We start from the raw sequence: 20,372 nt of genomic DNA, 5'->3' as shown, positions 1-20,372 counted from the left end.
ACTGTGGAGATGCCTGCGACGAACCGGCACCCGACCGTGACCAGGCTCGAAGTTCAGGGCGATGTACTCAGTCCGCGCTCGACGCCCGCGGCGGCGACCGTCGGTGACATCATCTACATCGTCGGGGGTGGTTACGACTCGGATCTCGAAGAGGTCGTCATTGCCTACAACGACATCCACGCGTTCGACACCACAACCAGCACGCTCACGGAACTCCACCCCAGCGGTACCCCGCCGCCCCCGTCGTTCTTCGCCGCGGGTGCGGCGGACGAGACGAACGGCCACGTGTACGTCTTCGGCGGGTCGAGCTACGACCATGGGATCGCCAACCTCACGATCTTCGGCGACCTGCACCGCTATTCCGTCGCCGACAACGAATGGACGCTCGCGGCACCCGCCAGCGAGGGTCCGGGACCTCGCGTCCGCCCGAACCTGTGGTCCCATGGAGCCCACATCTATGCGTTCGGCGGGCTCGACCATCAGCTCCAGAACCACAACGACATCTGGCGGTTCAGCACCATCGATCACGTCTGGGAGCAGGTCGCCGACGACATCAACACCCCAAGGGGTCGGTACGAAGCGGCCTCCGGGAACGCCTCGCACGATGGCAAGGTGTATGCCCTCGGCGGCGAGAACATGCGTGCCGCCGAGTTTCGACCCGTCTTGGTCCCGGGGACGCTCGAAATCGATCTCGACAGCGGTGTGATTCGTCGGCTCCCGATCGATCGTCCGAACGACGTCACCGGAGCCATGCGTCACCAGGCGGCTGCGGCGACCCTGGAAGGCACGCTCTATGTCTACGGCGGTGACGACCCTCACAACAAGAAGGCCGGTTGCGGCGCCCCTTACCCGCAAGGCCCGATCGGCCAGATCTGGTCCCTGGACGTTGCGAACAACTCCTGGCACCTCTCAGACCATTTGGGCGCGCCGCTGAAACGAACGGTGGCCTCGGCCGCCAACAACAAGATGTACGTCTTCGGCGGCTACGGATTCGAATGTGAGGACGGCGTGGGCCCAGGCCAGATCTGGAACACCGACATCTACGTGATCGACCCCACGTAGAGAAGTTGGCTATCGGTTACCGGCCTCCCCCGTGAGACGGTGGAGGCTGCGGTGCGTCAGACCGTGGAGCGCGCCCGCCGACTGGCGGTCATCAACATGACGCCGGCGGCGAGCATCGCAACCGCAATGACGACCAAGAGGCCGGTGTTGAGGCCGGTATTGGCCAGTTCTTCGTCCTGACCGGTGTCGTCGGCTCCGCCGTCTACGACACCACCGTCTCCCATGTCCTCAGGCTGCGCATCCCCGCCCATGGCGACGAACGCCTGCCAGATCAGGCTCGACAACTTCCACGTTCCATCCTCAAGGACGTGGATCCCGTTGGCACCATCAACCTGTGATGGATTGCCGAACGAAAGCGCCGAGAACAGATAGTTGGCTTGCGTGTTGTCCTCGCTGAACGTCGGTTCCTCATCGATCACCACAGTCAGCTCGGCGGCATGCGCAAGGGCTGCAATCCCGGGAATCTGCCCCTGCACCTCCGCCGTATCGCCACCCTCGATCAACGCAGCCGCTGCCGACACCGCCTCCTCGGCCTCCGCCGCAGAGCTGTCCGGGTTACCGGCGACATCGAGGTACGTGAACAGATCGATCAGATTCTCCACAACCTCCTCCGACGCGGCCTCCGCGTCGAAGTCATCCTGCGCCGCTACCGGTGCCGTACCGAACGCAATCAGCGCCCCAATGGCCACCAACGCGCCCAAGCCTTGAATCAACTTTCCCCGCATGGTTCTTCCACCTCCGCTTGGCTATTGACGACAAGAGTATACCCTTTCCCAGGAGAGGGCCAGTGTCCGCTGCTCACAGTCCTACGCGGCGTGTCGAGGCATCACCAACGGCGACTACGACTCGGTCATGAGAGCTTCAAACGCATCGGCGACGGCCTGGGCGACCTCCGCGTCCTGCTCGTAGTGACCCCCGCTCACCCCGACCGCTCCAACCGTATCGCCTTCGAATTTCAGGGGAATGCCGCCGGGCACGAACATGCGATCCGGACTGTTCGACAGCGCCCGCCACAGCACCTCGTCCTGCTTGAGTCGCTTGTCGAGGAAGAACTCCGTGGAGACCCCTAGTCCGGCGGAAACCGTGGCCTTGGCGAGACCGCCTCGCCAGCCTCTCGGGTTCGTCGCTTCGGTCGACGCGACCGCCACGATCTCCCCCGAGCCCTCGGTGATCACGATCGCCGCGTTGACCCCCAGCTCTTTGGCCTTGGCGAGGCCGGCCCCGATGATCTGACTCGCGGCGGCGTACGTGATGTGTCGTTTCGTGACGAGGTGCTCCGACATTGTTGGTCCTCTCTCGGTTTCACTCTCCGCATCGCCGACGACGCCCGTCCCGACAGGGCCTGGGCGAATCCTGCATCAACAATGCCGCGCTATAATACAGCATACTCAATTTGGGAAATGCGGTGTCACGCCGGCAGCGCGACGATCGGGGGGTGATTCCGGTGAAGGCCAAGTCCTGGATCGCGGCACTGCTGTTGATGATGTTGATCGCCGCTGCCTGCTCATCGGACAACGATGACGACGCCGCGGTCCCGGCCGACGCGGCACCGACCACCGCCCCCGCCCGCCCCGATGATGACCCCGCCAACACGGAAGACGACAGCGCCGACGACAGCAGCGCAGGGGACGGCACAGTCGACAGTGACAGTCGCGGTGATGACGTTCAACCCGGCGACAGCGGCGCGGACGGCGACCAAACCGACTCCGCGGAACCAGAACCAGGTGAGCCCACCAATGAGGTCACCCAGGTCCTCAAGATCGGCTACGCGTACCCCGACGTCGCCGCTTTTGCAGTGCTCCACGACAAGTTCTCCATCGGAGATCCCGAGATCCAAGCCGCTTCCGTCCTCCAGGGGTGGCGGCGTGACGGCATCCTCCCGGTCAACGGCATCGACATTGAAATCGTCTACGGGAAGTACAACATCCTCAGCTCGGACGACAAGATCGGTGTCTGCACCCAATTCGCCGAAGACGACAACGTCTTCGCCGTCATCGCCGGCCGCGACTTCCAGGTAGGAAGCGAATGCCTCGCGGCTCGCTTCGGGATCCCGGTCATCGATTCGTCGGGGCTCGCTCCTTCGACTTATCAGCGAACCGCTCCGTGGCTGTTCACCGTGCGCGCCAGCGAAGCTCAGGTGCTTGAGCGGTTCGTCGCCTGGGCCGACGAGAGGGGGGCGCTCGACGGCAAACGGATAGGCGTGTTCTGGGACACGCGCTCGGAGGAGGCGGTCGATCAACTTCGGGTTTCGCTGGCCGCCGTCGGCCAAGAGATCGCCTCGGATCTCCCATCCGACGGGGAGGGGATCGGCAGCCCCCAGGATCAGATTGTCGTCCAACGCTTCGTCTCCGACGATGTCGACTTCGCCATCCTGCTCGTCTCCACCAGCAGCGTGACGAACTTCCTCGCCAGCGCCGAGTCCCAGGGCTACGAACCCGACCTTCTGGCCTTCGAGTGGGCCAACCAACTGACCGACGTTTCGACCCAGTCCTACCCCCAACTGCTCATCGACGGAATGGAAGCAATGGCGATGGGCCGATTGGGTGAGATCGCCGCGGGCTTCGACCAACCGCCTCAGGCGCTCAGATGCATCGAGAACTATGAGGCGTACTCAGGAGAAGAGGTCTCTCTCGTATCCCCGGAGAGCGGGGAGACCATCCAAACCCTCTTCACCTGCGACCTCATGGCGTTGCTCCTCGAAGGGCTCAAGGGCGCCGGGCCGAGTCCCAGTCCCGAGAGTTTCGTCGCCGCCCTGGAGACAGTGACCGACTTCCCGCTCTCGCTCTGGGGCAACCTCACCTGGACGCCGGACGATCACGCCGGAATCGAACAAGTGCGCACCGTTGTGTGGTCCACCACCTGCGAGTGCTGGACGGCCCAGGGGGAGTTCTCGGACCCACTCGACTGAGTCGACCCTCGGCTTCAAGCCACGACAATGGCGGAGCCGCCGCGGCGCCGGTCGGCACCGGCCGACAACTCGCCGTTGTGCCAGCCCACCACCTGCGCAGCCCCGAACCCTTCCGGGCCCGGATCTTTGTCGGCCGCTTCGGGATAAGCCGCAAGCAGGGGATGACCGGGCTCCAGCGCAAGCTCGCCGCCAAAGCAGATTTTGAACCGCGGGGCGTCCAGCGCAGCTTGGGGCTCGAGGCCTTCCACCAGAATCCGGAGCGCGAGTTGCACTTGGGCCTGGGGCTGCATGACCCCGCCGGCGACACCCATCACAAAGGCCAAGTCGCCATGGGCCGTCGTGACCAGGCCCGGAATCGTAGTGTGCGGCGGTTTGCCCGGCACCAGCGGATACGACGCAATTCGGAAGGTGGTGGCCCGATTGTGAATCGGACCTCCCAGCGCCGGTACGCCGAGGTGGGAACCGAAGTCACCGAACACCGACGTGATCAATGACGCCCCCGCACCGTCATGATCGACCACCGCGATAAAGGTGGTGTCACCCTTTGCGGCGTTGGAAATGGGGCCCCCGACCTCGGCCGGATCAAAGCGGGCCGAGATCATTCCCGTCCGCACTGCCTGATACACCTGATCCCAGTCGGGCACATCCACCGGTCCGATCTCCGCCAGCGCCGCAATCACCGCGGGCCCTTGGGTGGGTTCGGGCAACTGCCACACCACGTGATCCCCGAACGCAACGCTCAGCGGTGCCACCTCGACGGTGGTGTGCGTCGCAAGATCATCGACACTCAAGAAGCCATCGTTCGCCGCGACGGTGGCGGCAATTGATTGGGCCAGGTCTCCCGTTGCCAACGCAGCAGACCCCGACGCTGCTATCAGGTCGAGCGCGCCCGCCAGGGCCGGGTTGACGATCACGTCGCCCTCGCTCACCGGGGCGCCTCCGGGCCAGTACAGCGGACCCAGTACCGGATCGCTTGCTGCATCGGTCTCAGCGGCCCGCCGGGCGGCCTCCGCCAGGCTCGGACGGACCGCGAATCCCCCCGCCGCCAACGCCTTCGCCGGGGCCACGACATCGGCCAGTCGCATCGTACCCCCGCGAGCCAAGGCGGTCTCGAGCAACGCGACGGCCCCGGGTGCCGTCGCCGTCTGTGCTCCCCGAGACGGCACATTCGGCAAACCACGCGCCGCCAGCACCCGGGGTGTTAGTGCGGCAGGCACCGCACCGGAGCCATCGAGGGCAACCGGTGCGCCACGACCCTTGTGGATGAGCATGAACCCGTCGCCGCCGATGCCACAGGACTGTGGTTCAACCACGTACAGAACGAACGCCGCCGCGGCGGCGGCGTCGACCGCGTTACCACCCGAGCGAAGGATTTCGACTGCCGCGTTGGTAGCGCGGGGGTCCGAGGTGGCCGCTCCTGCGGTCACAGAATGCGCATGTAGGTCTCGGCGTTGGTCGACATGAGCTTCGTCATGACGTCCTTGCCCAGGGCGTCCTCCCACTCCAAGGCCATCTCCGTCGAGACTGGGAACTCTGCTTGGTTGTGCGGGTAGTCCGAGGAGTACATCAGCACGCCATCACCCAACAGGTCCGTCACCGATTTCGCGATCCCAGCACCCTCGTAGAGTTCGATGCCACAGTAGATGCGGCCATTCTGGGCGTACTCCGTGGGCGACATCTGGCGGAACGGCACCTTCGCGGCCATGTAGTCGGCCTGTCCTTCGAGCCGGATCAACCACGACGGCAACCATCCGGCCGAGCACTCGGCAAACCCGATTCGCAGGTTGGGGTAGACATCGAAAAGACCCGACAGCGTGAGATAGGCGAGCAGGCGCTGCGCTCCCCACGGGTGGGCCGCGGCCCGGGCAATGACCACATTGCCCCAGATGTCCCGGTAGCCCGGGAAGTACGGCGGCTCGTAGAAGAAGGAGTGATGGAGGAGCGGCAGGTCGTAGTCACCGATTGCCGACCACACCGGATACAGCACCGGATCGTCGATCGGAACACCCTCGGGGAGCACCACGCTGACCGATGCGACCCACTTTTCGTCACCGAGTTCCTTGACCATGCGGACTGCTTCATCCGGCGCCTGTGCGGGAAGCAGGATCGTCGCCTTGAGCCGGTCCTCGTCCTCGCTGCAGTAGTCGGCAATGTACCGGTGGTAGGCGTCGTACAGCTCGACCGCCAGTTCGTTGTCGAACGTCGTTGCCGCATTGCCGAAGGTGCCAGGGATGATCAGGTTGACGTCCACGCCTTCGATGTCCATGTCTTCGAGCCGGCCCTTGGCGTTCAGATTCGACACGTCTTCGGCGGGGGGCTGGTCAAAAGCCTTCGTGACCGCGCCTCGAAGGGGAGAATCTCCACCCTTTTCCGACTCCTCCCCCGCATGCTCGGTGCCGAGCTCGCGGCCGTACTTCATCGGGTTCACGCTCAAGAAGTGGCCGCCGAGCGTCACCGGCTGCAGAAATGGGTCGAACTCCGACCACCGTTCCTTGAGGCGATCGGAGGCATAGATCTTCAGCGTTTCGAGGTTTGGGCCGACGTGGGTATCAGAATCGATGATCTTGTAACCGTTCTTCACCGCGATCTCCTCTCGGGTTCCCTCTCACATATTCGGTATACTATTTATGCTACGACAGCAAGCCGTCGATGCCAAGCCTTGATCCGTTAGCCTCAAGCCCGTGAGTGCCCAGTCCGACAGGATGGAGACCGCGACCCCCGGGCGGAATCTGGGCGAGATGCTGGCGGAACGAATTGAGAACGAGATCATCGCTGAAGGCTGGAACGTCGGCAAGGTCATCGGCTCCGAAGCGGAACTCTGCGTACGATATGGCGTCAGCCGGGCGGTCTTCCGTGAAGCCATCCGTATCGTGGGGCACCACGGCGTCGCCGAGATGCGCCGGGGACCTGGTGGGGGCCTCGTGGTCGTGGAACCACGAGTGGATGCTGCCGTACGGACCGTGCTGTTGAACCTCGAGTACCTCGACATCAGCCCAACCCAGATCAATGAAGCCCGCTCCGCCCTGGAGATCGCGTGCGTTCGATCCGCAACCAGCAACCTCACCAAGCAGGGCGAGGCTCGCATTCGCGAATTCCTCGACCAGGAAGTCGAGCTGATCATCGAGGGCCGTGATCCCGGCCAGCCCAGCGAGGACTACCCGTCCAACCAGTTCCACCTCCTCCTGGCCGAACTCACCGGCAACCCCGCCATGTTGCTCTTCGTGCAGATCCTCAGCCGCGTCACCAGCCGTCACAGCGATCCTGCTCAATCCCGTGCCGACGTGGAACGAGCCGCCGTCGAGGTCCACAAAGCCCACTCCCGCATCGCCGAAGCCATTCTCAGCCGGGATCCCGACGCAGCCGAGCGGCGGTTGAAGCGACATCTCAGCGCCATCGTGAATTACATGCACGACTGAGGTTCGCCGACCAAGGCAGCCGCTCGGCGAGCGCCAGGCGTGGGCTCTCAGCCCGTGACGTCGGATCCGAGGATGGCTTCGACGTCGGGGCGTTCACGCCAGCGATAGAGCCGCTCCGCATTGCCATGGGTCATGGCAGCGACGTCGTCCGCGGGCAGGTCCGACAACAGCTTTCGGAGTTCGCCCTGGCTGTTCGGCCACGGCGTGTCGGCGTGCGGATAATCGCACTCCCACATGATCTTGTCCCCACCAATGTGGTCACGAGCCTCGACCCCGGCCTGTTCATCAATGAAGCACACCCACACATTGCGGCGGAAAATCTCGGAAGGCGGCGTGTCGTCGAGATCGGCCCAATAGCGGTGGCGCTCCCAGGTGCGATCGATCCGCTCCAGCGCGAAGGGAACCCAGCCGATCCCACCCTCGGAGAGCGCGACTTTGAGATCCGGGAATCGTTGGAAGATGCCGCACAGCAGGATGTCCATGAAGGTTATCTGCGCATTGACGGGCCCGAGCGCAACTGCGACCGAGAATGAGGCATCATCGGACGGCATGAGGGTCCTGCCACTCGTGCCGATGTGGATCGAGACGACCATGTCGGTGTCGACGCAGGCTTGCCACACCGGGTCCCAGTGGGTGGTGTGGAACGACGGCTCGTCGAATGGCGCTGTGCTCTCAGGGAAGCTGACCGACCGAACGCCGCGCTCCGCATTACGCCGAATTTCGGCTGCCATCAGTTCGGGGTCCCACAGTTGTCCGATCATCATCGGGATGTAGAGGCCCGGGACGGCATCACACCATTCCTCCAGCATCCAGTCGTTGTAGGCCCGCACACACAGATCGGCCAGGGTCTTGTCCTTGGCGGTCAAGAAACGCTGGCCGGCGAAACGAGGGAAGGTGGGGAAACACAAGCTGCCCCGAATGCCATCCTGCAACAGATCCTGGGCCCTGGTCACCGGGTTGAAACAGCCCTCGATCATGTCGCCATAGGACGCGGGGTCCATCGCGAAGTCCTTGTGCGCCTTGCCCGCCACCGCGTTCAGACCCATGGTGGCGAGTTGTTCGCCCTCGTACTGCCACATCTCGGTGCCGTCGTCCCTGGTCACCACCCGTGGGCACTCGTCCTGGTACTTCGCGGGGATTCGGTCCGTCCACACGTGCGGCGGCTCGATGATGTGATCATCCACGCTGATCAAGTCGAACTCGTGCTTTGGAGCCATGGCAGCCCCTCTCTGGTCGAGATGTTTGAGACCACGCTTGCGCACGCAACCGCTCCGCGCAACTATAATAGAGCATACTGAATTTGTCACAGGCGGTCTGCCGCCGCGGACGTTGAGGAGCATTGATGCGAGTCAGCCTTCTGGAGGATGTCTGCCAAGGCCACACCCTGTGCGCCATTGCGGCCCCAGCGATCTTCGGTCTCCGCGAAGAAGACGGTCACGCCGTCTTGAAGGTCGCCGACGTGCCCCCCGAACACGAAGCCGGAGCCGAGCGAGCCGCTTTGGGGTGCCCCGAGGGCGCCATCGTCATCGAGTAGAAGCGCCGACACGCCTGCGTCCGAGAGGCCCGCACCAGGCCCCTGATCAGGCTTTGAGACGAACGACCGCGTCGATCTCGACGCTCGCGCCACCCGGTAGCGAAGCGACACCTATCGCCGAGCGCGCGGGAAGCCGATCCGCGCCGAAGATCGCGGCCAGCACCTCAGACGCACCATTGATCACCAGCGGCGGGTCGGTGAACTCGGGGCGACATCGAACGAACCCCATCACCTTCACAAATCGATCCACCCGGTCAAGGCTCCCCCCGAGGACACCCTTCAAGTTCCCCAGAGTGCACCGCATCGCCAGCGCGGCCGACTTCTGAGCGGTTTCCAGGTCGATCTCATCACCCACTGAACCGGCGTAAGCCATGCTCCACGGGGGTCCCTCCACCGCCACGATTCCCGACGTGTACACCACGGTGCCGTCCACCACTGCACCGGGAAACAGCGGGTGCGCCGGCAAGGGGGGTGGGATCTCGATTCCCGCCTCGGCTGCCCGCTCGTCCCAGCTCGCACTGCTACTCACGCCTCGCTCACTCTCATTCTCACCTCACCGGCCAACCCCTTGGCGGTGACAGTAAGATCAGCATACTCAATTCCAACCATTGGCACCCCGGCAGTCGGCCCGTCAAGGCACTTTTCGACGCGACGGATGGCGGTCACGAACCGCTGGTGGCGATGACTCCGGCTTCCTCGAGCGCAGCGATCCGGGACGCCGAGTAGCCCAATTCGCCCAACACCGCGACGGTGTCGGCCCCGTGAGCCGGTGCCGGTGCCGGAGTTTCGTAGGCATGGCCGTCGACGATGACCGGGGTTCCGACGTAGGTGAAGTCACCGGCAACCGGGTGGTGCCCGTCCACGACGATCTCGCGGTCATGAACGTGGCGATCCTCCTGCAGACTCGACGCACCCTGATGAGCCGGGCCGATCGGCAGCCGATGCTCGATCGCGACGTCGACCCACTCCGCCTGTGTTCGTCGGCCGATGATCTCCTGCAGCTCTCGCCGCAGGTCGTGGTCGTCTCGGCCGAAGTCCACCGCGCCCGCCTCCGTGACCCGCGTCGCCAGATCCGGGCGCTCCACCACCTCACAGAACCGGGTCCAGAACTTCGGCTCGATGCAACAGAACAGCACATAGCGGTCGTCCGCCGTCCGGTAGTACTGGTACTTCGCGCCGGTGAGCGTCTCACTACCCGGGGCACGCAGCCCGGTGTGGTCGGTGATGCGGTCGTAGTTCCAGCCATAGACGGCGCCGATCCACCCCTGCGCAATCACCGCGTCCGAGGCCGAGGCGTCCAGGAATGCTCCCTCACCGGTCCGGTCTCGGCGCCAGAGCGCCGCCACCACATGAAGGGCAGCATGAATCGCTCCGGCGGCCGTGCCATCGCCGCCCCCCGACGTACCCCACATCAACTCCCGGTTCTCCGCGACCCTCACGAACCCGTCGTCGTGGGTCGCCAGAGTCACCGCCGCGGCCTCGGCGTTCATCATCTGACCGTGTGTGGGGATCGCGGCGTAGGGTCCGCGGCGACCGAACCCGGTGTACTGGCAGTAGATGACATCGGGCTTACGGGCTCGTTGGGCCGCATAGCCGATCCCCAACCGGTCGGTCGCGTCGTTGGCGTATCCGTCGATGAACGCGTCAGCGGTGTCGAGCAGATCCCAAAAGACCTCCCGACCCGCGACGGAGCGGACATCCACGGCAACGCTTCGCTTGTTCTTGTTCACCTGCAAATGGGCAGGACTGTGCCGCGGAACGATCTGCCCCAGGATGTCGCGGAGGTAGTCCCCACCGGATGGTGACTCGACCTTGATGACCTCAGCCCCAAGATCGGCGAGGTGCATTCCCAGCGTGTCGCCGTTCAACAAGACGGCAGACTCGATAACCCGTACACCCTGGAGCAACTTCGCCATCGCGTTGACCCCCCTCGGCCACTAAACCAAGAGGGCCCCGCCATCGACGCGCAGCGTGATGCCGGTGGTGTAGGTGTTCGTGACCAAGAACTGCACTGCGTGCGCGATCTCCTCGGGTTGGCCGATCCGCCCGAGTGGAATCGAGTTTCCGAGCCGGGCCAATCCCGCCTCGGGGTCGGGTCCGAGGGCTCGCCGGAGGACCTCAGTGTCGAAGGCGCCCGGACACAGGGCGTTCACCCGTATCGGCGCGAGCTCAACCGCCATCGCTCGACAGAAAGACTCCACTGCGGCCGTCGCCACCGCACCTGGTGAGCGTCCGGGCCGGGGCCGAATGGCCGACAGACCCGAACAAAACGTGAAGGACCCGTCGGGGGGCATCATCGGCGCCGCGATGGCGCAGCAGTTCCGGGCCGCCCAAACGCGAGCGTCGAAGGCCGAACCGAATATCTCATGATCGGTATCGCCCACCCGAGCCGCGGGCTGCAGACCCGTAAACGACACGACATGGTCCACCGCGGCCAACCCGCCCATGAATTCGCCGAGCGCATCGGCGTCCGCGGCATCGAGACCGGCGGCCACAACGTCCCCGCCGAGCGCGGCGGCCGCCTGCGCCGCCTTGTCGGCATCGCGTCCCACCACCGCGATCCGCGCGCCCTGTTCGGCGAACAACGCCGCAGTCGCGTAGCCCATGCCCGACGTCCCACCGACCACAACCACCGACCGGTCCTTCACTGACATGGGATCACCTCACGCCGAGTTCGCTCGGACTGCCGCATTGCCCGAATAGAGTATGTTGACTTTCGAAATCGGGCCAACGACCGGAGTTTCCACCATGGCAAGCCTCGAACCCGTCGACGCGAACTCCTCCGACCCGGCGCTCGCTCCGGTTTTCGATAATTTTCGTGATGCGGGACGCAATGTTCCCCTTCTCTATCGACTCCTCGGCAACGCACCGGCAATGCTCGATGCCTGGGTGGGGATGGCCTGGCCCCTTCGCTCGGAGCCAACTACCTCTCGGGCCCTCCGAGAACTCCAGATCATGCGCGTCGCCCTCCTCACCGAGGCGAGCATGGAGTGGCATTCCCACTGGCCCGCCGCCATCGCGGCCGGCGCCAGCGAGGCCCAGCTCCGCGACCTCGGGAACCCCGAGACATCCGAACTCTTCGATCCCGGTGCCAAGGCGGCGCTGAAGTGCACCGAGGAGATCATCACCCTCGGCGGAGCGTCCGAGGAAGGCATGAAGGAACTTCGACGGCACTTCGACGACGGCGAGTGCGTCGAGTTGATACTCACGGCGAGCTTCTATGCGTGCGTGTCAGCCACCATCCACAGTTTGGCGATCCACGCCCCTGCCGACAGCGAACCCCTCGCGGTCTTCCAGGAACTCATCGAACAGTGCTGAGAGCAGTCGACTGAGTCAGCCGACATTCCAGCGTTGGCGGGCCACCAACGCCGCCGCCCGCCCGAGGGCTGCGGCCTCCGAGCGCAAGCCGACCAGGCGCATGGTTGCGAAATGGAGGTCGTACTCCTGAGTGAAGCCCATCGCGCCCGTGTACTGATGAGTCCGCCCGAACACGACCTTGGTGGCCTCGAGCGCGTGCGTCAGCGCCACGGCCGCCGCCTCTGCGCTCCCGACGAACGCAGCTTCCAGGGCCAAAAGGCGCGCGCCATCGGTCGCTATCGCGCACTCCGCCAGGCCGTGCTGTACGGCTTGGAACGATCCAATCGAGCGACCGAACTGCTTGCGATCGATCACGTAGGCCACTGTCAGGTCGGTCGCAAACCGAAGTGCTCCGGCGATCTCTACAGCCAGGGTCACTTGCAACCACGCTCGAATCTCGGCCGGATCGACACCATCGAGCACCTCACCGCCAACGGGGGCGCTGAACTGGCCCACGGGAAACCCCAGGCGCGACAACGACCGATCTGCGTTTGGCGCGGGGCTCGCCAGGCGAACCTGGTCAGCGCCCACCACAACCACAGCGTCGGCGTCGGCGGCGAAGCGCGCCGGGCCGACGAAGCCATCGGGAACCACCGCCAGCGGCCCGGTCACCGTGATCGGCAGCGACGGCGCCACCAACAGTCGGTAGCCGGTCGCCGCTGTCCCCAGAGCCATCGAGATCGCTTCCTGCACCAGGGCTGCGTCAAGGCGATTCGTACTGCCAAAGGCCGCCACGTCGAAGAACCCGGCGGCCTCGAGGCGTTTGTCGAGGTCGTGGTCATAGTCGGGGCTGTCGCCACCGAGAGCCCGAAGACGCGTCGGACCCGAATGTCGCTCGAGCAGGGTCGACACTGCGGAAAGGACCGCACTTTGGTCGTCGTTCGGACGGAAGTCCATCTCGCTCAGCCCTTCGGGAGTCCGAGATGCAGCCGAGAGATCAGATTTAGCTGCACCTCGTAGGTTCCTGCTGCCACTCCGGCGGCGAGGGATTTCCGGACTTGATGGTCGGCGCGCGATCCATAGGCCAGCGTCTCGGGGCCGTCGATGGTCAGGCAAGCCTCGGCCACCAGGCGCTCGGCCTGCACCATCGCGGCGCGGGCCATGTTGCCATGGGGTGAAGGGGGCAGGTCTCGCGCCCGCTCATCGATCACCCGGTAGCTCAGTATTCGGGCCGCCTCACAGGCCGACTTCGCCACTCCGATGGCCTGCAGGGCCACCTCGTCCAGTTTCCTGTCGGCGCTGAGGGCTGCCTCGATCGCCTCATTCAACACGAACGCGGCCCGCGCCCAGCGAGGTGCCCCGACGCGCTCAAAGGAAAGCGCCTCCCGCACGACTGCCCAGCCCTCGTGTTCGGGTCCCAATCGATTCTCCACCGGCACCCGAACATCTCGGAACACCAGCTCATTGAACGAGTGCTCGCCGACCACACCAGGGATCGTGTTGACTTCCAACCCGTCGGCGGGCATGTCAACCAACAGGACGCTGATGCCTTGGTGGCGCTCACTCTGCGGATCCGTGCGAACCAGCAGGTAACAGTGCTCGGCGACGTCGCCATAGGAGGTCCAAATCTTTTCGCCGTTCACGACGTACTCGGCACCGTCGCGCTCGGCCCGAGTCCGTAGTGACGCCAGGTCCGTGCCCGAGTCGGGCTCCGAAAAGCCCTGGCACCAAACCACATTGCCTGCCGAGATCGGCGGGAGATAGCGGCTCTGTTGCTCAGGGGTGCCATGAGCCATGATCGACGGGCCGATCCAATTGGCGTTCATGTACTGCGGACCGCGCGGCTCTCCCCGACTCCACAACTCCTCCCCGAGCGCCGCCAGCATCCACGGCGACGCCTCTTCTCCGCCGTACTCCGACGGCCAATGCGGGGTCAGCCACCCGCGCTCGGCCAACAGGCCCGCAAAGCGTCGGGAGTAGGCGACGTTCTCGCGCGAACCCAAGACTGCCGTCGCTCCGTGCCAGTGTGACGGAAGCTCTTCATCGAGGAACGCCACGACATCGTCTCGGTAGGCGAGATGGTCGCTCTCCCATCCGAACTCCATCGAGAGAACCTCCATCCGACCACAGAGGGTCATTCAGTACACTAAATAGTAGCCCAAGGGGTGCCGGCCCGTCCACCGGCCGGACCCTCTACCAGCCCTTCTGCGAACTCAGCACCCTGTCGGCGAGCACCTCGGCCTCATAGAGCGCGTCGATCTCCGCCGGGGCAAACCCCAGTTGGTCCAAGATGACGCGGTTGTGTTGGCCCAGAGTGGGTGACGGTGCGCGATTCCACCGGTGTGGTCCCGCTCCGAATCGTGCCGGCCACGAAGCAACGGGGAACGTACCGCAGACGGGGTGCTCCATCTCCTCGAAGAACCCGCGATGGACGAGTTGTGGATTGTCGAGTACCTGGTGCGCCCAAACCACTGGCGCAACCGGAACCCCAGCATCCTGGAGTTCCGCGGAGGCATCGCCGGCACGACGCCCTACACACCACTTGGCGATCGAATCGGGATCGGATGATCCCACGACACCCGCCAACGCCGTCATGGCCAGGTCGTCAGGTAGCGATACGGCGAGCCACTCGTCGTCACCCGACGCGGGGTAGACATCCTGCTGGAACAACGGTGACCGGTTCCCCATCGCCTGATGCAATCGGCCGGTGAGCGAAAAATCGATGACCTGCTCGGCGGTGGTCGCCAGGCCTGCACCGACCATCGGGGACTCCACCACCATCCCCTCGCCCCGCCGATCACGTTCCGCGAGGCCGACCAGGGCGGCGATCGCGCCGAACACGCCCGCGAGCGGATCGCACATTCCGTTCGGAATGACCGGTTCCTCGGCAACATAACCCGTCAGGTACGCCAGGCCGACCGCCTGTTCGATGGTCTGGGCGAAACCGACGCGATCGCGCCAGGGACCATGGAGTCCGAAGGCGGGCATGCGCACCACCACGAGATTTGGATTCGCGGCCAGCACGGCGTCGGCGTCGAGCCCGATTTGGTCGACGACGCGAGGCGAGAAGTTTTCCACCATCACGTCGCAGGAACCCAACAAGGCCAATGCGACATCCCGGCCGGCGGCGGTGGCCAGATCCAGCGTCAGAGACAGCTTGTTCGTATTCGCCCCGCAGAACAGCGGCGACCACTCCCACCACTGGTCGTCGCTCATTGACCGGATGGAGTTCATCCGTATGCCGTCTGGTCGCCGTGGACCTTCGACGTGGATGACCTCGGCACCGAACCCGGCCAGAATGCCGCTGGCCATCGGCCCCGCCCAGAACCCCGAAAAGTCGGCGACCCGAAGCCCGGCCAAGGGAAGGGCGGCCACCGAGCCTGCCGGGTTGGGCCGGTCATCCCAATGATCGACACTCCCGGCACCCAGGGTGTCGGTCGCTACGGCCGGGCACACCGGTTCGTCGACAACCCGGTAGGGGCGGCGGGGTTGGAGGAACCCGTCGGGGTTGACGACGAACCACTCCTCCGCCACGAACTGGTCGATCTCGGGCAGAGTGGCACCGGTCCCGATGGGTGCCACCGGGATACGCATTGATGACGCGAGTTCGACGAGTTCGGCCGTCGTCTGCGTTGCCGTCCAAGCCCGAATGGGACCCAACAGCTCATCGGCACGCTCCCGGCGGGTCGTGGCGATGAACAAGGAATCATCCTCCGCCCATTGCGGCTGACCCACCAACGAACAGAAGTCCAGCCACTGCTGTCCGGTGATCACAAAAAATCCAACGTGGCCATCGGCCGTGGGCTCGATCCCCGGCACCGGTGTACCCCGAGTCGTCTGGAACGGCCTCTGGGCGATGGACGCGAACGTGACGGGGTGCATCCCGTGCTCCAGATGGGCCGCTTCGAACATGGACACATCGATCAACTCACCCTCGGTGTCGGGCCGCTGTCGCACCATTGCGGCGAGGACGCTCACCGCCGCGATCGATCCGGCAAACCAGGCCGTCGGTTCGCCCCCGACCATCAACGGGGCTCGGCCGAGAGCACCTCGGGGTGCCATGCCGCCCGAACCGGCCTGCAAGGTCAAATCGGTCGCCGGCCGATCGGCCCATGGCCCCTCCAGTCCATAGGGTGTGATGACCACAACGGTCACGTGCGGGTGGCGGGCATGAAACCTCTCCCAACCCCCCGGAATCGCGTCGGTCACCACCACGTCAGCGCCCGATGCCAACTCCCCGGGGTCCATGGCGTCACCCAGGATGCTTCGCTTCCCGCCATGCAAGTACCCGTAGAGCGAGCCGTCGCCGCGCCCTCGTAACGGGTGTCCACCGGTCGGTTCCACCACCGCAACATCGGCGCCGGAGTCGGCCAGGATCTTGGCACAGAAGGCTACCTCGATCCCGCCCTGCAGTTGCAGGACACGAAGATCCCCGTTCGGCACCATGGGGTCGGCAGTCTCGTCAGTTTGCCGGAGCCATGGCGGCGAAGTCGTCCTGCGCCCGCCAACAGGGACAGGCCGCATCCCACTGGATCGTCCGGTACTCATCGATCAACGAGTGATCCTCTGCGCTGAAGGATCCTCCTGCCGACCCCACCAACTCGATTCGACCGGCCTGCTCCAACGCGGCCACAAAGTTCGCGCCGGACGGGTCATCGGCTGCCCCTGTCAGCGCGGCCAGCAGCACGGTGAACAGATCACAGGTGCGCAAGATGCTGCTGTACTCACCGGACTCAGGGGGTTGGCGAGAAATGTCCTGCGCGGCGTATCGCTCATAGTTGGCAAGACACGCCTCCGCCCCGGCGTTCTCGACGCCGCCCGCCTGCTCGCCGATCCGCGTCACTGTCATGGCCAACGTTCCGTCGTACTGGTTGGCCGGGTTTGTCTTCGCTGCGACATCGGTGGTGTGTTCGGCATAATCCACGTCGAGGTACACGGGCCGATACCCCTGACTCTCGGCAAAGTTGTACATGTTCACGGCGCTGCTTCCGCCGACAAGCGGCAGGACGACGTCGACTTCGTCATCAAGGAAGCGCTGGACAACCGTCCGGTCCTCAGGGCCGCCGATGCCCTCGCCTGACGTCTCGGTCACCGAGACGATCTGGACACCGGCCGCCTCGAGCCGCCCGCGCATGGCGTCGACCCCGTCGGTCAGCGGCGTCTCAAAGAACAGCCCGACCCGACGGTCGGCCAGGATGCCCTGGTCGATCGCCCAGTCGGCAAAAGCCGAGTAATAGGTGATGTCATCTGGTCGCAGGGTGAACAGCCATGGCGCGCCGCGTTGGTAGGTGGCACGATCTTCCCCCTCCGTGGCGATGACCGGGATCCCGAATCGCTCGGCGAGACATTCGGCGCCGACCCAGAACGTCAATCCACTGACCGCAATGTCGACGTCAGCGTCCTCAGCAAGTTCGGTGCATGCGGCGATCTTGTCCGTGGTACTGATGATGTTGTACGACGCGAACACCAAATCAACCTCTATGCCGGGCGGCAGCAGGCCTTGGCGGCGCCAGCCGTCCACAACCGCTTCGGCCTGCAACTGCGGGTCGCCGATCCCGAAGTCCTCGTTCAGGACCGCAAAAGCGGCCAAGTCGGGGAACGCGTAGCCGACGCGGACGACGCGCACCTCCTCGGGTGGCACCTCCTCCGGGACCGTCCGTTCGCCCTCCGGCTCGAAAATCGGGGAGGGCTCCTCCTCCGAGGCCGGGCCATCGGGTTGGTCCGACCCGTCGGATATATCGGCCCCTCCCGGTCCTTCGGTTCCGGCGGGTCCGTCCGGAGCCGCGGTCGGTTCCTCGTCCCCGAAAGTGGGCGTTGCCGCGGCATCACGGTCGGCGTCGTCACCCGAGCACGCGGTTGCGACCAGACCCAGCGACAAGAGCAAGCCGACTACACGTAACCGACGTCGGGCAGCGTTGCGGTGACGATGCTTCATGAACCCCCCTGACGCCAGATCAGTATACTGTACTCGGTATGGTGGCCCAAAAAGATCTGACGACCAGCGTCGAACTCCGACCATTGACTGGATCCGTCGGTGTCGCGCTGACCGGCATCGACCTCCGGGGGCCGATTTCCGAAGCAGCCGCCCAGACGATCCGTGACGCACTGTTCCAGCACTGTGTGCTCATCATTCGCGGCCAGATGCTCGAACCCGATCACCACCTCCGACTCGCTGGGCTGTTCGGAGAACCATTTCTGCCCTACTACTACGCCGCCAACGCCCTCGACGGGTATCCCGAGATCGCCGTCGTCCCCAACTTCGGCAAGGCCAAGGCCCCTGCCGAGGCATGGCATACGGACTGGTCCCACATGTCCACCCCACCGACAGTCTCGATAGCCGTTGGCCACGTCATCCCGGACTACGGCGGTGACACCATGTTCTCGAACCAGTACGCGGCCTACGACCGTCTGTCCGACGGCATGAAGGCACTGCTCTCTGGCCGCCGGGCCACGTTCGTCGGAAGCCGCCCCGTCAAGCCCCAGAAAATGGCCGGTACAGCCGACACCCTGCCTGCGTCCGCCCGAGAGACTGTCATCAACCACCATCCCATCGCGCGTGAACACCCCGGCACCAATAGGACGGCGCTCTACCTCAATCGGCCCGGCGGAGCCATGGTCGCCCTGGAAGGCTTCACCGAACACGAGAGCCTTCCCATCCTTCAGTTTCTCTACGATCAGTCGGTCACCCCCGACAACGTCTACCGCCACCAGTGGCAGCCGGGCGACGTCGTCTGTTGGGACAACCGATGCGCCATGCACTACGGCGTGCACGACTACGGCGACATGGAACGTACCCTCCATCGGATCACCGTGGGAGGTGCCGAGTGACCATTCGCAGCCTGCGACAAGACGACCTCGACTCCGTCGCCGCGATCAACCAGCTCAACGTCGGCGACGTCGGACCGATTTCCGACCACCAACTCGCCCTGGTTCTCTCGAGTTCCCGCATGGCATTCGCGGTGGAGAACGACGAAGGCAACGTGGTGGGATTCGCCCTCATCATCGACGCCGCTTGCGGGCACCTCACGCCGCGGGCCGAGTGGGCCCTGCAAGCCGGGGCGGCGGATCTGCACCTCGAACGCGTCGCATTCGACATGACCTACTCGGGCCAAGGCTTGGGCCTCGCGCTCTACGACGAAATCGACGCCCGCATCCTGGAGGTGGCCGCCGGGGTGGGCGCCGGCACCACCACCTTGTCATCGCTCGTCTGCCTCGACCCCCCGAACCAGCATTCGATCGGATTCCACTCATCGAGAGGTTTTGACGTCCTCGACCGAGCGACTTTCGACAACACCACCATCGGCGTCGCCTGCAAGACATACGTGGTCTGAGCCCACGGCCGCCACCCGCACCGAAGGGCCCCGCGGCTCAGGCGGCCGACCTGTACTTACCGCCGAGATCCAGTTCGATGACCTCAATGTCGCCGCAGTCAACCCCGTCCAGGTCCCGGATCGATGACGTGACTTTCAGTAGCGGCCCAAAGGGTTTGTGTTCATCGTGGACCGCCACCAAACGAAGGGTTCCCAGCAACCGCGTCGCCTCCAGCATCTCGTTGGCCGTGGCGGACAACTGGCGCCCCATCAGATGCACGCCGTTGACCGGCCCGATGACTACGTCGAACGGCTCGTTCGCCTCCCCGCAGCGTCGGATCGCATCGAGGTCGAGCACTTCGCCGCCGAAGAACACTCGGGCGTCGGGACCGATCACGCCGTAGTTGTTGGTTCGGCGCCCCCGTCCGATGTGCTCTTCGTATACCTCGAGCGTGACCGTCCTCGTCAGCGACCGCGTGGCACCCCACTCAAGCGTCTCCGCGTTGGTGAACCCATGCTTCTCCGCGTGCTTGACCATGTTGTCGGAGCACACATAGATCGGCAGGTCCTTTCTCGGGTAGGCAGCAAGTTCCCTCAGGTGGAAATGGTCCTTCACCCAGTGTGAGCCGATGATGGCGGTGAGTTCGCCCACCTCCTCGGCTCGAACGGGGGAGACTTTTCGAAACGCCCGACTGGGCGTGAACCAGGGATCGGTGAGGATGCGTGCGTCATCAACCTCGATGATCGTCATCGCGTTGTGCAGCCTGGTCACGGCCCAGCCGTCCACTCTGTCCTTCACATCGTCCATCACATCGCCTCCGCTAGGCCCCTCTGCGCAATATAAG

20 protein-coding genes are annotated in these 20,372 nt (G+C 64.8%); 7 read left to right on the top strand and 13 right to left on the bottom strand.

Going from position 1 to position 20,372, the window contains the following annotated elements:
* The first annotated feature begins 9 nt into the window (after window positions 1-9).
* A complete protein-coding gene (locus tag ACOQPQ_RS11375) occupies window positions 10-1,062 on the top strand; it encodes a Kelch repeat-containing protein (protein ID WP_420640400.1) in 1,053 nt (350 codons plus the stop codon).
* Window positions 1,063-1,118: 56 nt separating this feature from the next.
* Here ACOQPQ_RS11375 and ACOQPQ_RS11370 read toward each other — a convergent pair whose 3' ends face one another.
* A complete protein-coding gene (locus tag ACOQPQ_RS11370; RefSeq protein WP_420639545.1) occupies window positions 1,119-1,787 on the bottom strand; it encodes a hypothetical protein in 669 nt (222 codons plus the stop codon).
* A gap of 114 nt (window positions 1,788-1,901) precedes the next feature.
* Complete coding sequence (locus tag ACOQPQ_RS11365) at window positions 1,902-2,345, bottom strand: GlcG/HbpS family heme-binding protein (protein ID WP_420639544.1); 444 nt, start codon at window positions 2,343-2,345, stop codon at window positions 1,902-1,904.
* A gap of 152 nt (window positions 2,346-2,497) precedes the next feature.
* Between ACOQPQ_RS11365 and ACOQPQ_RS11360 the strand changes: the two genes are divergently transcribed.
* The gene (locus ACOQPQ_RS11360) at window positions 2,498-3,970 is read left to right on the top strand and encodes an ABC transporter substrate-binding protein (protein WP_420639543.1); all 1,473 of its coding nucleotides are present in this window, start codon (window positions 2,498-2,500) and stop codon (window positions 3,968-3,970) included.
* 14 nt (window positions 3,971-3,984) lie between these two features.
* Here ACOQPQ_RS11360 and ACOQPQ_RS11355 read toward each other — a convergent pair whose 3' ends face one another.
* A complete protein-coding gene (locus tag ACOQPQ_RS11355) occupies window positions 3,985-5,397 on the bottom strand; it encodes a gamma-glutamyltransferase (protein ID WP_420639542.1) in 1,413 nt (470 codons plus the stop codon).
* Window positions 5,394-6,551, bottom strand: a complete 1,158-nt coding sequence (locus tag ACOQPQ_RS11350) for an amidohydrolase family protein (protein ID WP_420639541.1) — start codon at window positions 6,549-6,551, stop codon at window positions 5,394-5,396. Before ACOQPQ_RS11350 ends, ACOQPQ_RS11355 begins: the two co-directional genes overlap by 4 nt.
* Window positions 6,552-6,651: 100 nt before the next feature.
* On the opposite strand from ACOQPQ_RS11350, the gene ACOQPQ_RS11345 reads away from it, so the two are divergent.
* Window positions 6,652-7,386: a FadR/GntR family transcriptional regulator gene (locus ACOQPQ_RS11345; RefSeq protein WP_420639540.1), complete on the top strand. Its 735-nt coding sequence runs from the start codon at window positions 6,652-6,654 to the stop codon at window positions 7,384-7,386.
* 47 nt (window positions 7,387-7,433) lie between these two features.
* Here the strand turns inward: ACOQPQ_RS11345 and ACOQPQ_RS11340 are convergent, their stop codons facing one another.
* The gene (locus ACOQPQ_RS11340; RefSeq protein WP_420639539.1) at window positions 7,434-8,570 is read right to left on the bottom strand and encodes an amidohydrolase family protein; all 1,137 of its coding nucleotides are present in this window, start codon (window positions 8,568-8,570) and stop codon (window positions 7,434-7,436) included.
* A 158-nt stretch (window positions 8,571-8,728) separates the two neighbouring features.
* Between ACOQPQ_RS11340 and ACOQPQ_RS11335 the strand changes: the two genes are divergently transcribed.
* Window positions 8,729-8,920, top strand: a complete 192-nt coding sequence (locus ACOQPQ_RS11335; protein WP_420639538.1) for a ferredoxin — start codon at window positions 8,729-8,731, stop codon at window positions 8,918-8,920.
* A gap of 46 nt (window positions 8,921-8,966) precedes the next feature.
* On the opposite strand, the gene ACOQPQ_RS11330 is transcribed toward ACOQPQ_RS11335, so the two are convergent.
* From ACOQPQ_RS11330 to ACOQPQ_RS11320, 3 genes are all read right to left on the bottom strand, one after another.
* The gene (locus ACOQPQ_RS11330) at window positions 8,967-9,356 is read right to left on the bottom strand and encodes a RidA family protein (protein WP_420640399.1); all 390 of its coding nucleotides are present in this window, start codon (window positions 9,354-9,356) and stop codon (window positions 8,967-8,969) included.
* Window positions 9,357-9,582: 226 nt separating this feature from the next.
* Window positions 9,583-10,836: a CaiB/BaiF CoA transferase family protein gene (locus tag ACOQPQ_RS11325; RefSeq protein ID WP_420639537.1), complete on the bottom strand. Its 1,254-nt coding sequence runs from the start codon at window positions 10,834-10,836 to the stop codon at window positions 9,583-9,585.
* A gap of 21 nt (window positions 10,837-10,857) precedes the next feature.
* Window positions 10,858-11,574: an SDR family oxidoreductase gene (locus ACOQPQ_RS11320; protein WP_420639536.1), complete on the bottom strand. Its 717-nt coding sequence runs from the start codon at window positions 11,572-11,574 to the stop codon at window positions 10,858-10,860.
* A gap of 94 nt (window positions 11,575-11,668) precedes the next feature.
* On the opposite strand from ACOQPQ_RS11320, the gene ACOQPQ_RS11315 reads away from it, so the two are divergent.
* A complete protein-coding gene (locus ACOQPQ_RS11315) occupies window positions 11,669-12,238 on the top strand; it encodes a carboxymuconolactone decarboxylase family protein (RefSeq protein ID WP_420639535.1) in 570 nt (189 codons plus the stop codon).
* A 15-nt stretch (window positions 12,239-12,253) separates the two neighbouring features.
* Here the strand turns inward: ACOQPQ_RS11315 and ACOQPQ_RS11310 are convergent, their stop codons facing one another.
* The 4 genes from ACOQPQ_RS11310 to ACOQPQ_RS11295 all read right to left on the bottom strand — a co-directional run bounded on the left by ACOQPQ_RS11310 (window position 12,254) and on the right by ACOQPQ_RS11295 (window position 18,152).
* A complete protein-coding gene (locus ACOQPQ_RS11310) occupies window positions 12,254-13,174 on the bottom strand; it encodes an acyl-CoA dehydrogenase family protein (RefSeq protein WP_420639534.1) in 921 nt (306 codons plus the stop codon).
* 5 nt (window positions 13,175-13,179) lie between these two features.
* The gene (locus tag ACOQPQ_RS11305; protein WP_420639533.1) at window positions 13,180-14,322 is read right to left on the bottom strand and encodes an acyl-CoA dehydrogenase family protein; all 1,143 of its coding nucleotides are present in this window, start codon (window positions 14,320-14,322) and stop codon (window positions 13,180-13,182) included.
* An 88-nt stretch (window positions 14,323-14,410) separates the two neighbouring features.
* Window positions 14,411-16,663 (bottom strand): CoA transferase, encoded by a 2,253-nt coding sequence (locus ACOQPQ_RS11300; protein ID WP_420639532.1) that lies wholly within the window; start codon window positions 16,661-16,663, stop codon window positions 14,411-14,413.
* A 16-nt stretch (window positions 16,664-16,679) separates the two neighbouring features.
* Window positions 16,680-18,152 carry an ABC transporter substrate-binding protein gene (locus tag ACOQPQ_RS11295; protein WP_420639531.1) on the bottom strand — a complete coding sequence of 491 codons (1,473 nt, stop codon included), beginning with the start codon at window positions 18,150-18,152 and terminating at the stop codon, window positions 16,680-16,682.
* Between the two features lie 83 nt (window positions 18,153-18,235).
* Between ACOQPQ_RS11295 and ACOQPQ_RS11290 the strand changes: the two genes are divergently transcribed.
* Together ACOQPQ_RS11290 and ACOQPQ_RS11285 are read left to right on the top strand one after the other, a co-directional pair.
* Window positions 18,236-19,045: a TauD/TfdA dioxygenase family protein gene (locus ACOQPQ_RS11290; protein WP_420639530.1), complete on the top strand. Its 810-nt coding sequence runs from the start codon at window positions 18,236-18,238 to the stop codon at window positions 19,043-19,045.
* On the top strand, window positions 19,042-19,548 hold the full coding sequence (locus tag ACOQPQ_RS11285; RefSeq protein WP_420639529.1) for a GNAT family N-acetyltransferase: 507 nt from the start codon (window positions 19,042-19,044) through the stop codon (window positions 19,546-19,548). Before ACOQPQ_RS11290 ends, ACOQPQ_RS11285 begins: the two co-directional genes overlap by 4 nt.
* 37 nt (window positions 19,549-19,585) lie before the next feature.
* Here ACOQPQ_RS11285 and ACOQPQ_RS11280 read toward each other — a convergent pair whose 3' ends face one another.
* The gene (locus tag ACOQPQ_RS11280; protein ID WP_420639528.1) at window positions 19,586-20,335 is read right to left on the bottom strand and encodes an MBL fold metallo-hydrolase; all 750 of its coding nucleotides are present in this window, start codon (window positions 20,333-20,335) and stop codon (window positions 19,586-19,588) included.
* Window positions 20,336-20,372: the final 37 nt, after the last annotated feature.

Source organism: Candidatus Poriferisocius sp. (genome assembly GCF_965219775.1).
Lineage (GTDB): Bacteria > Actinomycetota > Acidimicrobiia > Acidimicrobiales > Bin134 > Poriferisocius.
This window is presented reverse-complemented; position numbering and strand designations above follow the sequence as displayed.

What these genes read in the sequence shown, in the direction of transcription:
- ACOQPQ_RS11305 (WP_420639533.1), bottom strand. Translation starts at nt 14,322, where the DNA reads ATGGAGTTCGGATGGGAGAGCGACCATCTCGCCTACCGAGACGATGTC.
- ACOQPQ_RS11325 (WP_420639537.1), bottom strand. Translation starts at nt 10,836, where the DNA reads ATGGCGAAGTTGCTCCAGGGTGTACGGGTTATCGAGTCTGCCGTCTTG.
- ACOQPQ_RS11300 (WP_420639532.1), bottom strand. Translation starts at nt 16,663, where the DNA reads ATGGTGCCGAACGGGGATCTTCGTGTCCTGCAACTGCAGGGCGGGATC.
- ACOQPQ_RS11335 (WP_420639538.1), top strand. Translation starts at nt 8,729, where the DNA reads ATGCGAGTCAGCCTTCTGGAGGATGTCTGCCAAGGCCACACCCTGTGC.
- ACOQPQ_RS11315 (WP_420639535.1), top strand. Translation starts at nt 11,669, where the DNA reads ATGGCAAGCCTCGAACCCGTCGACGCGAACTCCTCCGACCCGGCGCTC.
- ACOQPQ_RS11295 (WP_420639531.1), bottom strand. Translation starts at nt 18,152, where the DNA reads ATGAAGCATCGTCACCGCAACGCTGCCCGACGTCGGTTACGTGTAGTC.
- ACOQPQ_RS11375 (WP_420640400.1), top strand. Translation starts at nt 10, where the DNA reads ATGCCTGCGACGAACCGGCACCCGACCGTGACCAGGCTCGAAGTTCAG.
- ACOQPQ_RS11320 (WP_420639536.1), bottom strand. Translation starts at nt 11,574, where the DNA reads ATGTCAGTGAAGGACCGGTCGGTGGTTGTGGTCGGTGGGACGTCGGGC.
- ACOQPQ_RS11280 (WP_420639528.1), bottom strand. Translation starts at nt 20,335, where the DNA reads ATGGACGATGTGAAGGACAGAGTGGACGGCTGGGCCGTGACCAGGCTG.
- ACOQPQ_RS11365 (WP_420639544.1), bottom strand. Translation starts at nt 2,345, where the DNA reads ATGTCGGAGCACCTCGTCACGAAACGACACATCACGTACGCCGCCGCG.
- ACOQPQ_RS11370 (WP_420639545.1), bottom strand. Translation starts at nt 1,787, where the DNA reads ATGCGGGGAAAGTTGATTCAAGGCTTGGGCGCGTTGGTGGCCATTGGG.
- ACOQPQ_RS11310 (WP_420639534.1), bottom strand. Translation starts at nt 13,174, where the DNA reads ATGGACTTCCGTCCGAACGACGACCAAAGTGCGGTCCTTTCCGCAGTG.